The organism is Enterococcus sp. 4E1_DIV0656 (assembly GCF_002140695.1).
GTDB lineage: Bacteria > Bacillota > Bacilli > Lactobacillales > Enterococcaceae > Enterococcus_D > Enterococcus_D entomosocium.
In genome coordinates, this window is sequence record NZ_NGLF01000002.1 from 509,393 (window position 1) to 526,335 (window position 16,943).

Annotated in this window: 12 protein-coding genes; 4 read left to right on the top strand and 8 right to left on the bottom strand. The window is 42.4% G+C overall.

Annotation, left to right across the window (positions count from 1 at the left end):
- The 4 genes from A5882_RS15795 to A5882_RS15810 are packed head-to-tail and all read right to left on the bottom strand — an operon-like array spanning position 1 to position 5,846.
- Entirely contained in the window at positions 1-1,365 is a 1,365-nt protein-coding gene (locus A5882_RS15795) for a glycoside hydrolase family 1 protein (RefSeq protein ID WP_086373086.1), read from the bottom strand.
- The gene (locus A5882_RS15800; RefSeq protein WP_086373087.1) at positions 1,358-2,263 is read right to left on the bottom strand and encodes an ROK family protein; all 906 of its coding nucleotides are present in this window, start codon (positions 2,261-2,263) and stop codon (positions 1,358-1,360) included. Before A5882_RS15800 ends, A5882_RS15795 begins: the two co-directional genes overlap by 8 nt.
- A gap of 9 nt (positions 2,264-2,272) precedes the next feature.
- The gene (locus tag A5882_RS15805; RefSeq protein WP_086373088.1) at positions 2,273-3,625 is read right to left on the bottom strand and encodes a PTS sugar transporter subunit IIC; all 1,353 of its coding nucleotides are present in this window, start codon (positions 3,623-3,625) and stop codon (positions 2,273-2,275) included.
- A 19-nt stretch (positions 3,626-3,644) separates the two neighbouring features.
- Positions 3,645-5,846 (bottom strand): glycoside hydrolase family 3 N-terminal domain-containing protein, encoded by a 2,202-nt coding sequence (locus tag A5882_RS15810; RefSeq protein ID WP_086373089.1) that lies wholly within the window; start codon positions 5,844-5,846, stop codon positions 3,645-3,647.
- 160 nt (positions 5,847-6,006) lie between these two features.
- On the opposite strand from A5882_RS15810, the gene A5882_RS15815 reads away from it, so the two are divergent.
- The 3 genes from A5882_RS15815 (at position 6,007) to A5882_RS15825 (ending at position 8,078) form a co-directional block, all read left to right on the top strand.
- Positions 6,007-7,182 carry an AraC family transcriptional regulator gene (locus A5882_RS15815; protein WP_254908525.1) on the top strand — a complete coding sequence of 392 codons (1,176 nt, stop codon included), beginning with the start codon at positions 6,007-6,009 and terminating at the stop codon, positions 7,180-7,182.
- Between the two features lie 106 nt (positions 7,183-7,288).
- Positions 7,289-7,546 carry a hypothetical protein gene (locus A5882_RS15820; protein ID WP_086373091.1) on the top strand — a complete coding sequence of 86 codons (258 nt, stop codon included), beginning with the start codon at positions 7,289-7,291 and terminating at the stop codon, positions 7,544-7,546.
- Positions 7,547-7,892: 346 nt separating this feature from the next.
- The gene (locus A5882_RS15825) at positions 7,893-8,078 is read left to right on the top strand and encodes a hypothetical protein (RefSeq protein WP_008378656.1); all 186 of its coding nucleotides are present in this window, start codon (positions 7,893-7,895) and stop codon (positions 8,076-8,078) included.
- 50 nt (positions 8,079-8,128) lie between these two features.
- Here A5882_RS15825 and A5882_RS15830 read toward each other — a convergent pair whose 3' ends face one another.
- The 3 genes from A5882_RS15830 to A5882_RS15840 all read right to left on the bottom strand — a co-directional run bounded on the left by A5882_RS15830 (position 8,129) and on the right by A5882_RS15840 (position 12,603).
- Positions 8,129-9,598 carry a glycoside hydrolase family 1 protein gene (locus A5882_RS15830; RefSeq protein WP_008378658.1) on the bottom strand — a complete coding sequence of 490 codons (1,470 nt, stop codon included), beginning with the start codon at positions 9,596-9,598 and terminating at the stop codon, positions 8,129-8,131.
- Between the two features lie 91 nt (positions 9,599-9,689).
- Positions 9,690-11,591: a beta-glucoside-specific PTS transporter subunit IIABC gene (locus A5882_RS15835; RefSeq protein ID WP_016613444.1), complete on the bottom strand. Its 1,902-nt coding sequence runs from the start codon at positions 11,589-11,591 to the stop codon at positions 9,690-9,692.
- A gap of 169 nt (positions 11,592-11,760) precedes the next feature.
- Complete coding sequence (locus A5882_RS15840) at positions 11,761-12,603, bottom strand: PRD domain-containing protein (protein ID WP_008378663.1); 843 nt, start codon at positions 12,601-12,603, stop codon at positions 11,761-11,763.
- A 1,047-nt stretch (positions 12,604-13,650) separates the two neighbouring features.
- Between A5882_RS15840 and A5882_RS15855 the strand changes: the two genes are divergently transcribed.
- The gene (locus A5882_RS15855; protein ID WP_086373092.1) at positions 13,651-14,514 is read left to right on the top strand and encodes an Rgg/GadR/MutR family transcriptional regulator; all 864 of its coding nucleotides are present in this window, start codon (positions 13,651-13,653) and stop codon (positions 14,512-14,514) included.
- Between the two features lie 311 nt (positions 14,515-14,825).
- Here A5882_RS15855 and A5882_RS15860 read toward each other — a convergent pair whose 3' ends face one another.
- Positions 14,826-16,619, bottom strand: a complete 1,794-nt coding sequence (locus A5882_RS15860; RefSeq protein ID WP_086373093.1) for an oligopeptide ABC transporter substrate-binding protein — start codon at positions 16,617-16,619, stop codon at positions 14,826-14,828.
- Between the last annotated feature and the right edge of the window lie 324 nt (positions 16,620-16,943).

Consider the following 16,943-nt stretch of genomic DNA (forward strand, 5'->3'; position numbering starts at 1 on the left):
TTACTCTCCTAACCCGTTTTTATCGATAACGTTTTGATACCAATAAAAACTATCTTTCTTGTATCGCGCCAAGTCCAACAGCTGATCGTCCGTACGATTGACATAGATAAACCCGTACCGTTTAGCGATGCCTTCGTGAGTACTGACGAGATCAATGGTACTCCACGGGCAATAGCCGATCACATCGACACCGTCTTCGATCGCCAATGCCATCTGTTTTATGTGCTGCTGCAAGTAGTCGATGCGATAATCATCGTGGATTTTACCATCAGTTGTCAAAACATCCTTGGCACCGATTCCGTTTTCCGTGATCAAAAGAGGCAGACGATAACGGGAATAGATTTCGTTCAACGTAAAGCGAAAGCCTTCTGGATCAATAGGCCAACCGAATTCAGTCATGGGCAAATGGGTGTTTTCTACTACTTGGAAAAAGCCAGGAATCCCGAAACCAGACTGTTGATCGAGTTTTGTCTCTTTTTGAAAATAGCTGCTGACGGTCATCGTATTATAATAATTCAATGCGATGTAATCACATGTTCCAGCTGCCAAAATCTTTCGATCTGCTTCAGTGACTGTCGGTGCTGCACCAATCGTCTCTAACAAATGCCATGCGTTATGGTTGTATGTGCCGAAAACAGCCGCATCTAGGAATAACCAATTTCTCAGCGCACTCATAGAAAGAGCTGCCAGCTGATCGGCTGGTTTTTCAGAAGCTGGATAGACACTGGCGATATTCGGTGCTGGGCCAATCTTGCCGCTAAAATTACCGGCATGAAACTGTTGGGTCACCAATGCTTGGGCCACTAGCATATGGTGATTTTCTTGAAATTTTTCTTTCATGGATTTTTGACTCGTACCAATGACCGAACCAGCAAGTGCCATCACATTTTGCTCGTTGATGGTTTGCCATAGCGGGACTTGATGACCAAAGTTTTCGAACAGTACTTGGCAGTAATCAGCAAATGCTTGGATCGTCTCTCGGTTTTCCCACCCACCTTGCTTCGCGATCGCAACGGGCAGGTCAAAATGGAAAACGGTGACGATCGGTTGAATCTCGTTTTCTAGTAGCAGATCGATCAGTTTTTGATAAAACGCCAATCCTGCTGGGTTGACCTGACCATCGGGCATGACTCGACTCCATGATATGGAAAAACGATAGGCTTTTAACCCTAATTCTTTAAACAATTTCACATCTTCTTCATATCGGTGATAGTGATCTGATGCTACTTTAAAATTAGTGGTCCCTTGCGGAATCTCTTTGATATCTTGCACTGAGGGACCTTTGCCGTCTTCTGCCCATGCGCCCTCTACTTGATAAGCACTAGTGGATGCTCCCCACAAAAATGCTTCCGGAAATTTACTCATCCCACGGTTCCTCCTTGGCTGCGCCGATCAAATTGGCGTCCGCTTGAAAATAAGCGGCTTGGATCGCAACTGGCTGCAGCGTTTTCTCAATGATTGGTGCGGTTTTAAAAATAGTTTGATAGCTGCTAGCTATGGCTTCGATCAAGCGTGGCTGACGGCTGATCCCGCCACCGATAACGATTTTATCCAGAGCTAAAAGACACTGAAGATCGAAACACAAGACAGCGACTTCTTTGGTATAAGTTAAAAATAAGGCCTCTGCCTCAGGATCAGCAGTTTTCGTAAGGGTATCAAAGACCAAAGGACCATCAGGCGCGATAGCCATACTAGCAGCCAAACGCTCAATTAATCCGACAGCCGAAAGACCGATCCCCACAAAAGAGTCCGCGCCTCTCATTTGTCGGTCACGAATCATAAAACTGACTTCACCAGCTTGTCCATGATGCCCACGATAGAGTTTTCCATTGAGACAAAGACCAACTCCCACGCCGGTTCCTAAAATGATCGCCGCACCATTTTGGATCCCTTGCAGATTGCCGGCTTTCATTTCCCCTAGCGCGGCGGCTTTTGCGTCGTTTTCGACAGTAACCTCTGTCACCATGCCATCGCTTAACTGGCAGATCAATTCTGGCAAATTTACCCCATCAAGGTATGGCAAGGCACCACCAAAGAAGACCGTCCCTGTTTCATTAACTGAACCAGGGACTGCGATAGCCACTTTCGTGAAAGAAACTTGACGGGCATAGCTTTGGAGGATCGTTTTGATAGTTTCACTAAATGCCGCCAGCGTTGCCGGGGTGGGAAAACTTCGTCCGTCGGTGACTTCATTGTTTTCAACCCATCCCGTTTTGATGTGCGTCCCACCGATATCAATTCCTAAATAAACCAAATGTGCCACTTCCTTTGTTTACGCTTGAATTTCTTCCACGACTTTTTCTGTCATTTTTGCTGCTTCACTTGCTTGCTTTTTTTCAGCAGCCATTTCTAATTCGTACTCTTTTTTATCCGCAATTTTTAGAAACGGATACCACATAACAATACCGATCAGCATACAGATGATCATTAAGATCGTGTAGTTAAGCCCTCCTGAAAAGGGCATTTTGATAAAAGTCGGTGTGGTCCATGGCAATAGACTCATGGTTGGATTCAAGCTGATTGGGAGGATCGTTGTTGCCAATCCCCAGGTCACAAAGCCAGCGATCAATTGTTTAAAGACTTGCGGAATAAAGAACAACGGATTCAAAATAATCGGCATCCCGAACATGATTGGCTCTGTGATGTTAAAGATCGACGGGATAAACGACAATTTTCCTAATTGTTTCATTTTTGCCGATTTGCTGCGGATCATAAAGAAGGTCACAAAGCCCATGAAGCCAGCAGCATACATGCCCATATAAATCACTGAAGGAATCAGATAAGGCAGCGCTTGTCCTTGTTGGTAAGCGGCAATATTTGAAACGACCATGGTCATACTAATCGCCCCGAGCGGTCCTTGTAAAACTGCATTATGAATTCCGAAAAACCATAAAACAGCTAATAATTCCATAATGATGATGATCGATAGCGGGCTAGCAACTAAGGAGTTCAACGGCGCATTGATCACATCGATAAAGAATTGGAAAATCGAGCCGGATGAAGTAAACCCAAACAAGACGCGTATGACAAAGACGACGACAAAAATAATCGTGACCACAAACACTGGTGCTAAGGATTGGGTTACCATTGGGGGAACACTATCCGGTAGCTTGATCATAATATTTTTTCTTGATAAGAAAGCATAGAAACGTGTCACCAATAAAGCGGTCAGCATGCCGATAAACAGTCCTTGTCCGCCTAAGAAATCAAGCTTCAAAGCTCCAATCGTTTGTTCCACTGCTTGACCATCTTGCATGACAGTCGTTGCAACGGTTTGAGGCATCAACATAATGAAACTAGCTAAAGAAATAATCGCTGAATTGCGTTCATTGCTTCCTAATTGTTTTGCGTAAGAATACGCCAAACTGTATACAACATACAAGGCAAAAACGCCAGTTGCTCCGTTGGTGATCGCTTCAACATGCTGGAAGATGCCAATTTTCGTCAAATAGTCCGTCCAACCAGGAATCGGAAAATTTCCAATGATCGTGATAAACGCAATTCCTAAAGTGATGGGACTTGTTCGAATAAACCCCTCCATCAAAGCGGCCAATACTTTGTTTTGTTGTAATTTTTGTGACATTGGTAATAGTTTGCTACTTAAAAATGCTTCTAATTTTTCCATTCTTTCTCACTCCTTTAGTTTAGATCGTTACACTAAGCATCGTTTCTTTTTGATCGATCCGCATTAGGAATCGATAAGTACCTTTGGTTATGTGTTTCTTCCCTTGATTGTCATAGAAAACAAGTTCTGACAACGGCAGTGACAATCTGCGCTCTTTTTCTTCTTGGGGCGCGAATGAGATGAGGTCACTCGCAATTAATTGGCGACTTGGACGAACCATTGCCGCTGGACGCTGCATGAGATAAAGTTGGATGACGGTTTCTGCAGCTATTGCCGATTGGTTTTTCACTCGATAAGCCAAATGGATTGTCTCGCTAGATACTTCACTACCAAGCCATTCACCAGTAAACGAACTGTAACTAAGACCTGTTCCGAATGCGAATAAGGGTTCATTTGATTCATCTCGGTATTTTGACAAAAAGCGATCAGAATGCTCACTATCTGTCAAAGGTCTGCCCGTTGGCAGTTGGGCACTGTATAGTGGGATCTGTCCTTCACTCCGAGGAAAGGTCATCGCCAGTTTTGCTGTCGGAGAAGCCTGCCCACTCAGCAGATTGCCGATTCCGATCCCGCCCATCGTTCCCGGATACCAAACCAGCAACAGACTATCAAATAATGCTTCCACTTGCGTTAAGACTAACGGTCTGCCAGTGTAAAGCACGCCAATCAAAGGCTTGCCAGTCTTTTTCAACGCTTGGATCAAACGAATTTGTTTCAATGGCAGCTGCAAATGAGCTTTTGATGCCCCTTCGCCGCTCTCCAAAAACTGCTCTCCAAAAGTCAAGACGATAACTTCGGCGGCTTCGGCGGCTTCCATGGCTTCCAAAAGCAACTGATCTTCTGGTTCGATCGGTCCATTCAGCTGTTCGATCCCGGCTTTTAAAGGACCAAATTGCTCATACGAGTCGAATAGATTGTATCCACGAGCAAAGATCAAGTTTTCGGGTGCGAAATGCTGCAGCAAACCGGTTTTTAAAGGAATCGTGTCTTGTGGCTTGCCGCTGACTGACGCCCAAAAACCTAAGGTCAACCGGCTTTCTCCATAAGGACCGATCACAGCGACGGTTTGGTCCTTTTTCAAAGGTAAGCTGCCCTCATTTTTTAACAGCACACAGCTTTTTTCTACTAGCTTAACGGCTAGCTCTTTGGCTTCATCCGACAAAACTTCTCCCGTCTGTTGCGTTTTCAACCCTCGATAAGGGTCTTCAAACAGTCCTAGTTGATTTTTTAATACCAGAATACGCCAAACTGCTTCGTCTAATAAAGCCGCGAGTTCAGGTTGCTTGATCAGTTCTGGTAAGTAAGTTGCATAGACCGATGTCATCATATCAAAATCAACGCCCGCTTCCAAACCTTTCTGAGCGGCCTCCCGTTCATCTTTGACAAAACCGTGGGGGACCAATTCTTTGATGGCGGCATGATCGGAGACCAGTACCCCATCAAAACCGAAACGTTCGCGCAAAATCTCTCGGTTCAACCAGCGGCTACCCGTTGCAGGTTCACCATTCAATATGTTGAAGGCCGTCATCACTAGCAGTGCTTGGGCTTCGATCGCCGCTTGATAGGGTTGCAAATATTCATTGAATAAGCGCTGATTGGACATATCGACCGTATTGTATTCTCTGCCCGCTTCGGGTGCACCATAACCAGCAAAATGTTTGATGCAAGCAGCAACGTGATTTTCTGCCACTCCTTGATCAAGATTGCCTTGGTAGCCGGTCACGACGCTTTTAGCAAAACGTTTTGCCGTATACACATCCTCTCCTGGCGACTCCATCACTCTGCCCCAGCGAGGATCGCGAACAAGATCCAGCATGGGTGAAAAGATCACATGAAGGCAATTTTGGTAACATTCTTTGGCGGTCATCTCAGCGGCTTGCCCGATCAAATTAAAATCGTAGGAACCTGCTTGGGCAAGGGGAATCGGAAAAATCGTTCGAAACCCGTAGATGACGTCCGACATAAACAGCATAGGAATCTTTAGTCGGCTGTGTGCTAACGTTTCCCTCTGTAACTGAATCAATTTTTGGTAATCGTTCACATTATAAATCGAACCAATCTCGTGAATCTTCAAATTTGGTGGAAGCCCTAAATCTTGCATCGGGCCAGTAGTCATCACCTCATTTTCAATGACTAAACTGCCATTCAATTGAATCGTCTGAGCGATTTTTTCTTCTGGCGTCAATTGCTGAAACAATTCTTTCAATTTTTTACTATCCATGTTTACTCCTTCCTGTAACCGTTTTATTTATCTGAATTATAGAAAGAATCCTTCCTTAGATATACTAAAAAACTAGTGTTTATAATAAATTGTTTATTGAATGCTAAAAAATTTACGTTATACTAAAAGAAAAAACAATGTTTGGACTTTGAGGTGTCTCATGAACAAAACAACACTTACGACCGCCATGGATCTGCTTTATCGCAAATATTTGATCCCGATGATTCTCTTGGATCAAGAAGGGACTCCGCTGTATCCCCCACTCACCTTAACAGCCAAGAATCCTCTGAAACACTATTTGGAAGAAACGAACGGCCCAGTTGCAAATCTCTATCATTTCGGCAAATATATGCTTGGTTGTTTTGCGTTTCAGTTAGCTGGAAAAACCTGTTATATGGTCATCGGACCCTGTGGAGTGATTGGTACACCAGATACGTCTTACCTATTTCTTGAACATGAATACCACTACAATGTGCACTATTCCAAAGAAGACAAATACTCCTTTGAAGAATACATCCAGCTGCTTTATACGCTGTTTGCGGAGCAGCCGTTGGCAAAAGAACAAATCCATTGGCATTACCAAACTGAATCCCACGACCGATCCATGCAAACAGATCTTAGCTTGGAAACCAATCTTTATGAACGCCGTGTGCATGAAGCTACCTTTGATTCCTATCATTTTGAATTGCGCTATCTTGACTACATCAAACGAAACGAGCCGGAAAAAGTAGTCTGGGTATTTAACAAAATGAAAGAGACCTACAGTGTTTCCCTTTCCCCTCATGAACTGGAAGGCTTAAAACTAAAGTTTTCGGCCTTTGTCGCTGTCGTGACCCGCATGAGCATTGATGAAGGAGTACCAGTCAACCAAGCATTCGGCTTATCTGATTCATTGATCCAAGGTCTGGTTTATATTCATTCTGCCGAGGAGTGCCTCCGCTATATCAAAGAAGCCACCTACCGCTTTATGGAGCTTCTGCATAGCTATCCGCTGGCGCAAAAATCACTGTTGGTCAAGACGATTGTGAATTATGTCGACAGCCATCTCTATGAAAAAGTGACCATTGATGATCTCGCAGCCATCACTCAAAAACATAAGACCCATCTATGTAATCAGTTCAAAAAAGAAATGAACAAAACGATCCACAGCTACATTCAGGGACGAAAGATCAGCGAAGCCAAGCATCTATTGCTGTTCACAGATTTTTCCTACGAAAAAATCAGCACCCAGTTGGCATTCGCCAATCAAAGCCATTTTATCCGCAATTTCAAAGCCGTTACCGGGCAAACACCAAAAGAATTTAAAGAGAAACATTACGCTCATGCTTTAAGTTAAAGACACAATTTCCGAAAAAATGCTCAGAAACAATGGTTATTATTTTTAATAACAAACGTTGTAAGCTATCCTTTTACTCAAATCAATTTGAATGAGGAGAGACAAAATGATCCATCTTGCTCGCTTGATCTTTTGGGTACCAGTCATCTTTTTTTCGTTAGGATTGATCATCGTAACGAAACGATTGCCGCGTTTCACATGGGTTTCCTTATCCATCACGGTTTCTTTAGTGATCTTTGTTTGTAAGATTTTAGAGTATTCCTATACGATGCCTGACATGCAGCTAACTTTCTATTTTATGGGTTTCTTGATTTCGGCTAGTCTTCTTTGTTTTATTTTCTACTTGAGGATCAGAAATCGGTGAATGACAGTGGCGGGTTTTCCACGTAAATTAGTCAGGTCCCCAGCAACTAGGGACCAATAGCTCCATCAAATACACGGGTTTCTTCCTATCTTTTTAAAGAGCTCCCCTCCCCTGAAAAGGGGCTTTTTTATTGCTAGTTCTGATTCTAACCTCAAGCTTACTGTGTTACTCTAGAAAGATTCGAATCAAAATACAAGGATGTGCCACTCGTTTTTCTCCCCCCTTCCTGCACACGATCGTTATTCCATGAGCTCCTTGCCTTTTTAACGAACTAAATATATAATGAATTTGCAAAATAATAACACAAAAGAACAAATCATCTATCCTCATAAAAGGAGCTTACCCTATGAACTGGCTGACCTTTGTCGTCCAACCACTGACCCTGCTGTTTTTTCTTACAGTATTCTCTCTCGTCTATTTGATGCCCGAATCCCTTGTGCCTAAGCCCAAAATGAAAAAATGGGCGTTGACTGTTTCATTGATCTTTCTAGCATGGCAGCTGCTAACCCCCTTTCTCTTCTTTTTTTACTGAGCACAACAAAAAAGCGGCTCTCTTTTTTTGAGAGCCGCTTTGGTTTATTTTTAATCCTGTAACAAACTACCGCCATTGGTGGCAATGACTTCTTTGTACCAGTAGAAACTATCTTTGCGAGAACGATCAAAGCTGCCATTTCCTTCATCATCCGCGTCTACATAGACAAAGCCATAACGTTTCGACATTTCTGACGTTGAAGCCGAAACTAAGTCGGTACAACCCCAAGGCGTATAGCCCATCAATTCCACACCATCTTCGATCGCTTCATACATTTGTTCGATATGCGCCTTCAAATAATCGATTCGATAGCTGTCATGGATCGAACCATCCTCTTCCACCGTATCCAAGGCACCTAAGCCGTTTTCAACGATAAACAATGGTACTTGGTAGCGGTCGTACAAGTTATTCAAAGTCACACGCAAGCCGATTGGATCGATTTGCCACCCCCAGTCAGAGGCTTCCAAGTAAGGGTTTGATTCGCCTAAAGAAAAGTTGCCGGCCGTTGCTTCGCCGCCTTCTTCAGGATTGTGGCGGGCAATAGAACTCATGTAGTAAGAAAAGGACATGAAGTCGACAGGGTATTGCGCAAGAATGTCTAAATCGCCATCTTCGAAGGTCACTTCGATGCCGTTTTCTTTAAAGAAGCGCTTCGTATACGCTGGATACTTCCCACGAACTTGGACATCAGAGAAGAAGAGATTCTCGTGGTCACGCTTGATTTCTTCCATCACATCTGCTGGATTTGGTGTAGCTGGGTAGGCTTGCATCCGTGCCAACATCATCCCTACTTTGATATCAGGATTGATTTCGTGGGCAAATTTTGTTGCTAAACTAGAAGCCACAAATTGATGATGCACAGCTTGATACATGTCAGAAAGGTTTTGCGTGCCATCTTCGGATAACAAGGCACCGCCAACATAGCCAGAGATCCCCATGATATTGATTTCATTGAAGGTCAACCAATATTTGACTTTGTCTTTGTAGCGGGTCAACACAGTTTCTGCGTATTTGACGAACAAATCGATCACTTGGCGATTTTTCCAGCCGCCATAGTTTAACGCGATCCCGATAGGTGTTTCGTAGTGAGAGAGGGTCACTAAGGGTTCGATCCCGTATTTTGCACACTCATCAAACACGTTGTCATAAAATTGCAAGCCTTCTTCATTTGGCTGAACATCGTCACCATTTGGAAAAATTCTTGACCAAGCGATGGACAGACGGAACGTTTTAAAGCCCATCTCTGCGTACAAGGCGATATCTTCTTTGTAACGATGGTAGAAATCTGATCCCCAACGTTTTGGATACAAGCCTTCTTTGTCATTTAAGGCAAACAAGACTTTTTCCCGAGTCATTGGTGCAGCAAATTCTGCCATGTTTTTACGGTCTTCTGGTTTGACAGCGATCGCCGTATCGGATGTCGCTGGGCCACGTCCGCCTTCGTTCCATGCTCCTTCAAATTGGTTGGCTGCAGTGGCGCCGCCCCATAAAAAGCCTTTTGGAAATTGTTTTTCTGTCATGATTAGCCTACTTTCTTTTTCTTTATTGATCGACACAGCGGATCAGTAAGAAAGCATTCTTACTGATCCTACGACGTGCCGATAAACGCATTTATTTTACGACTTCGATCAAATTGTCGTTCGCTGTTACTTCTTTTGACTGTGTCGTTTGGATGTCACTGTAGTCGTTAGAGTTTGTGACGATGACTGGTGTCAGTAAGGAATAGCCTTCCGCACGAATCGCTTCAGTATCAAAAGAGATCAATTTTTGACCGGCTTTGACTTTGTCTCCTTGGTTGATGTAGGCAGTAAAGTGATTGCCTTCAAGTTCCACCGTATTCATGCCGATGTGGATCAATAATTCTGTCCCATCCTCAGTGACTAAGCCGATGGCATGTTTTGTTGGAAACAAGATTTTGACTTCTGCATCTGCTGGAGCAGTGATTTCACCGATCGCTGGTTCAACGGCGATCCCTTTTCCCATAGCACCTGAAGAAAAGACTTTGTCTTCCACATCTGCTAAAGCAACCACTTGACCGGTTACTGGACTTTTGACTGTTTCATCTTTGACGCTGGCAGAAACGGTTTTTACTTCTGGTGCTGGTGCTGCTGGTGTTGCTTGACCGTCGACTGGTGAATCAACAGTTGTATACAAAGTTGGTACTTTCAATAACATCATGATGATAAATGACGCTACGATTGCAATAACTGTACCGATGGCTAAGTGGATCACGCTATGGAAGCTGCCTGTTGCTGGATCGATATATGCAGGATACAAGAAGATGCCCATACCGCCCATTGCGTAACCAGTAACGTTAAAGATTGACAAGTAGATACCAACGAAACCTGAAACTAAACAAGAAACGATAAATGGTGTTTTCATTGGCAAAGTGTAACCGTAGATCGCAGGTTCAGTCACACCGAAGATCGATGAGATCAATGCTGGCATTGCGCCTTGTTTGACTTTTGGTTCTTTCGTTTTCAACCAAATCGCTGCTAGCACACCCGTTTGCGTGAAACATGGTAGCACAGCGGCGGTCAAAATAATCGAAGAGCCGTTTTGCGCCATATCCATGATCGCCAATGGCACAAGACCCCAGTGAAGACCAAACATTACCAATACTTGCCATAATGCCCCTAAAGCAAATCCATAAATGATTGGGCTGAAATCATAAACCGCTTGGAAAGCAATACCGATCCAGCTAGATGCTGTATTTGCGACTGGACCTACCACAAAGAAGGTCAACGGCACAGTGATCAAAATCGTTACAAAAGGAACCACAAACATTTTGACTACATCAGGTGTAACTTTGCGCATAAACTGTTCAATTTTCGAAGCGACAAAAATCGCTAAAATAATCGGCAGTACGCTATTAAAGTAGCCACCTGCTGGTAAGGTCAAGGTTAGACCAAAGACTTTGCTCGCTTCAGCAACGCTTTCTGCTAAACCAGGATAGACCATCGCACCTGCAATCGCTAATGCTGTATAGGTATTCATCTTGAATTTCTTTGCAGCAGTTACGGCTAAGATCATAGGTAAGTATTGGAACAAACCATCGCCTAGGGTATTCATTACTACATAGATTCCATTGGTCGCTTCCATCCCAGTTGCTGCAAGTAGCGCCGTGATCCCTTTTAAAATACCGGCTGCCGCTAATGGACCTAAGAACGGTTGAAACAAGCTTGAGATGACATCGATAAAGCGGTCAAACAAACTGCCTTTCTTTTCGTCGCCTTCGTCGATATCAAGACTGCCGCCATCGGCTAATCCGCCGACTTTCAGCACTTCATCGTAAACATCTGGCACATGATTACCGATAACCACTTGGTATTGTCCGCCTGCTTTGACAACGGTCACGACACCGTCACGTTTTTGCAAATAATCTGTGTCTGCTTTGCTTTCGTCTTTTAAGTGGAAACGTAAGCGAGTCACACAGTGTTTTACGGAAGAGACATTTTCTTTGCCGCCAACGTGGGCCAAAATGTCTTGTGCTAATTCAGTATATTTTGCCATTTTGATTTCTCCTTTTTAATAGATCATTTAATAAAAATAAAAAGACCGGCCATTTCTACAATAAACAAGCAGGAGTATCACCCATAAAAAACGAGACGGGTCTCCTCAACGAGTATTGTAAGAAAGTGCAGGTCTTGCCAGCCGAACTGTAACGAATCCATTTCCATTCTTAGGTTAATTTTGAGTGAGCGGCTAAGTTACCGATATGCAGAATCAAATACATCAATTCCATATCGTTGACATGCCAGCCCTTTTGTTCAAATAAGTATTCTTTGATCGAATCTGCGGTTTCTTTTTCTTTCGGATAGCTGCTGAAAGCCAAGGCAATCATCGGATTAGCCAATACTGGCTCTTCTTTTTCTTGACTTTGTCGAATTAAATAATAGCGAATGTGGGTCACAAACCGTTGGAAGTAGGAAGAATTCTCATCGTACTCGATGTTCATACTATACTTAACGATCCGTAAAATATTGTTGGTCAACTCGGTGTGCTCATAGGCACTTTGATTGGCGCTTTTTTCAATTTGCGCATTGACGAAATGCAAAGTGATAAACGCAGCTTCTTCTTGCGAAAAATCGGGATACAGCTCTTTGCGGATCAACTCGACCGCTTGGACACTGACCGCATATTCCTTGGCATAGATTTTCTTGATTTCCCAATGCATGGGATTGGTCAAAACAATTTCTTGCTTTTGACGACTGATGGCAAACAAGATATGATCCATCAGTGTGAAATAAACGTTTGGATTGAAATCGGTTCCAACACTTTCCCGAAAAAGACGCACGATTTCATAAATGACGGCCATTTGTTTCTCGTCAGCCTTCGTCATGACTTTCGACATATGTTCCACTGTCAAGTCATCTTCTGGGTAGTATTTTTTTTCGATTCGCTCAGCCGGAATCAGGTCACCCGGTTTCGTTTGAAAGCCGATCCCTTTTCCCATTAGGATCACTTCAACTTCATCTTCTTTTGAAAGTACAACATTGTTGTTGATCCTCTTGATAATCTTCACGAACGATCCTCCTTGATCAGCATAGCGCATACACAGCTTTGCATCGTTTGACGTCTATGCAGAAGGTCTTGTATTTTTTTCTTTCTCTGACTTGCCATTAAGTGACGAGGTGAATGTCTGCTCCAGGCAGTACTGCAGGATATCGTCAAACCTAGCTGGCACTTCATTGCGTTTTACTTCTCCCCTCCTTTGATGATCAATGACTGGACCTTACCTTGGAACCGGTTCTTTTTTAGCGAATAGAAATAATGGAGCAAAAAAAGAAGACCAAAGCAAAAAAGTGTACAACCCAAGAAACTTTGGGTAATCAATGCACTTTTTTCCTCTGGTCTTGCCTGCCGAACAGTAACGAATCCAGTAATGAGAACACTCTCGTGTTCCGTTGAGATAATAGTACTCATTCTGAGAAAAAATGTCAACACTTTTTTTGCAAACGTTTTTCTTTTTTTGTTTTTGACTTTTTTTCACTATCGTTCTCACTGAATTTCTTTTCTAGCTTTGGTCTTTTAGTTCACTTGAAATACAAGGTTTACTGTGTAGCACAATAAGACCACAAAAAACCGTAATCTTCGTGCATTACGGTCATAGCTGGAAGTATGATGCTTGAAAGACGATCAATCACAAAGAATCAGAAAATTGGGGAAGGTCTGGTGCATGACAGACATTCAACGGGACTGACCACCTTGCGCGATTCATGCGTTTCATGACTTCCACAAACGAAAAGGTCTCTTTGAGTGGGGGAATCAACCAAATAACCTTTCGATTCTTCAAGATCTTCTCTTTCCTGCTTAGAATGTTCGCAGTTCGCCGCGAAAAAAGCAGGACGTAAACTAAATTTCATTTATCAATCTGTCACTGATCCTTCAATGACAAGTATCTAAATGAAAGCCTGTACTAGTTTTTAAATGGGTTGATTTCCCAAGGACCAAATGGTTCAAATTCCATGAAAAACGACCTCCTTTATTATTTGCTATACCCTATTATATTTGATAACATGTTATTAAAATCACATTGTTCAGAAATGCGTCACAATTAAGGAGGTCCCCCATGAAACAGCAAGGCTCTTTAATCAAGAAACTGCGCACAGATCGCAAAATCTCGCAAGCCAAGCTTGCCGAAGGTATTTCCTCTCGCACCACCCTTTCTTCTTTCGAAAATCGCAAAACAAATCTCTCTTCACAAACCTTGTTTGACTACTTAGACAAAATGAATATCACGGTTCATGAGTTCAGTCTGTTGATCGACAGCGAAGCCACTGGTCAGAAACGTCAGCTGGTGCAAGATTTCTATACCCGATATTATGATCGAACACTGACTATCGACTACTTGACTAGCCTTGAGGAACGCTACTTTGAGACACAAAATTTTTTTTATTATTCTTTGTATGTCCAAGGCCTGCTGCTGCACAACCGTGAATCATTTCTGATGAATCGAGGAGCTTACACCCAAGAAGTTGAACTGGTAAAGCAATACTTGTTTGATATCGAAACCTGGGGGCGCTTTGAGTTGAACTTATTCTCAAATTTGTTATTTATTTTCGACCAAGAAACCATCAGTTACTATTTAGATCATGGGATCAAAAAAATTCTTCGCTATGCCAATGATCCCTTTTATGCAAATTTGTTAAGTGTTGTGATCTTAAATGGCTGCGCCTTTGCCAGTGAAAGTAAGGATTCCTATCTGCTTAACAAGTTTCTGCTTTTGTCTCATCCCTTGCCTAATACACCTCTGTATTTTTATTTGAAAATCCATCACGTCTTGTATCAAGAAATTTACTCCTATTTGCAATCTTCTCAATTAAACAAAGAAGTGTTAAGAAACAGCTTAATCGTTATCGAACAAGCCGGTTACCAGAACCATAAAAATGACCTGCAAAACTTGATTCATACCGTGACGAATATCTCCATTTAACATTCTTCCCTTTGAATCATCCTATATCCTTACAAACATGATTTATCTTTTTCGTAAACGCCTGTCTGCTTATTGAAGGACAGGCGTTTTTCAGCCAAATGCTAGCCTAACTTGTGCGCAAAAAACCAGTTAGGTGCGTAGACCTAACTGGTTTTCGGGCTAAAATCTTAAAACGTATCTGGTTTATCCTGACCCAGATTTGATTTTACACAACTCATCCCTCCGGTTAACTATAGAAGTAAACTGAGCTGGCTTTTCAGAAAACGACAAAAGCGTTGTTCTCTTTTGATTTCAGTGATTCAACAAATCGATTAGCGAGATTCTGAAGTTACACCAATTCGTGCCCATGGATTATGATCGGCATCATATGCCCATGTAAAGTTTGCGACACGATCAGAGACCGGCAATACTTGGTTACGGTACAATGTTGGAATTCCAAACGCTTCTTCTAACACATATTCTTGCCATGCATCAAATGCTTCTTTGCGTTTTTCTTCATCGAAGGAATCATTTGAATCGATGGCTGCTAACAATTCTGTATTGCGCTCAGACTCATAACGAGTGTAGTTGAAGGCAGAATTTGGTCCCCATAGACCGGTCGGTGAAGGATCAGACCCTGTTCCCCAAGCAGCTAAATAAACATCGATATCTGGATCATCATTTTTCAGCTTGTCGTAGAATGCTTGGAAGTCGATCAACCGTCCTGTTGAGTATTGAACATCTAAACCGATTTCTTGCCATTGCTGCACGTAGTAATCCGCCAACGGTTGTGCAGTTTCTCCACCTGCCATTGAAGCAAAATTGATGGTTAATTTGTTGCCATCTGGATCTTCACGGAAGCCATCGCCATCAACGTCGATAAAGCCTGCATCATCTAATAATTGATTGGCTCTATCTAAATCTAAATGGTATCCTTCAAGTTCTGAGTTGTGCAATGAGCCATAAACAGGTGGGATCAGAGTGCTAGCATTTGAGCGCAAACCATAATAGAAACGCTCGCCAATTGCATCATTGTCTACAGCATAGCCCATCGCTTGGCGCAAGGCTTTATTTGCCATTTTTGCATCTGGATTGTATTCCACACTATTTGTTTCTTCATTCCAAGTACCCAATTTGAAGCCAAGGTACGTATACGATTGTTCTGGACGGCCTAAAATTTGGTATCCGTCAGTATCCGCATAGGAATCATAAGTATCAGTAGGCATTTTTAGTGCAAGATCGTATTGTTTCGCATTCAACGCTTCGTTGATCGATGCGGAAGGAACGCCACGCATAACGATTTTGTCTAACGGCGGAGTATCACCATAATAATGCTCATTTGGAATATATTCCACTGTCTCACCTGGAACGATATTACTCATTTGATAAGGACCAAAGCCAATTGGGTTGCTTCGAACGGGATCACTAGATTCCATATCTGCCACTTCAATACCTTCAAAAGTATGTTTTGGTAATGCAGAATACCACACACCGCCACCTAGTTGCATCATTCCTGGATGCATTTCTTTAAATTCAATTTCAACTACTTTATCGCTGACAGCGGTGATTCCAGAAATCGTATCTGAATCTCCGTTGTGATATTCTTCCATACCGACTACATTGGTAAAGGTGTTGTCATAACGAATACCGGTATAATCTTGATGTCCAATAACTTCGTAAGAGAAAATAACGTCTTCAGCTGTGACCTCTTCCCCGTCTGACCATTTCAAGTCATCTCGTAAAGTGATCGTTGCGATATTATTCTCGATATCTAAATCAAGATCAGCCGCTCCACCATCAATGATTTTGAAATCTGCATCTCTTAAAAAGAGCTGCTCATGACTCGGTAGCATAAAGTCATTGTCATAAGTATCTTGATAGAACTCCCACTGGAACAATCCTTGGAATTGGGTATCCATGACAACTGCTACATCTAATGTACCGCCATCCATTACTTCACCATCGTTCACTACTGCCAATGGCATGGTGCTGATATCTGATGCTGCCGCATCTGTTGATGACTCTCCAGTATCTGTGGAATCTGTTCCACCCTCGTTACTTTGTCCGCAAGCCCCTAAAACAAGCGCTGCCAATAAAGTAATCATGCCAAACTTCGTTTTCTTCATACTCTTCCTCCTTATTAAATCCCCTCATTTATGATTCACTGATAAAAAAACCAAGCAAACAGTTTTTTTATCTTAAAATGGCTTTTTTATTAGAAAATCTGAACGAGATTAACTAAATTATAACAATTTTCTCAAAACTCTTTCCGTCAATAATTTCATCAATCTATGAAATTATTGAAAATAAGACGAAAATCATTGATAAATCGCTATTGCTTTTTTTCAAATATTCTTAAGTTTTTCTTTTATGACGTTCCTTTTCTCTCATATTTTTCGAAAAACGCCTTGTAGAAACTGTCAAAAAAACCTTCTTAGACGAGAAAAGAT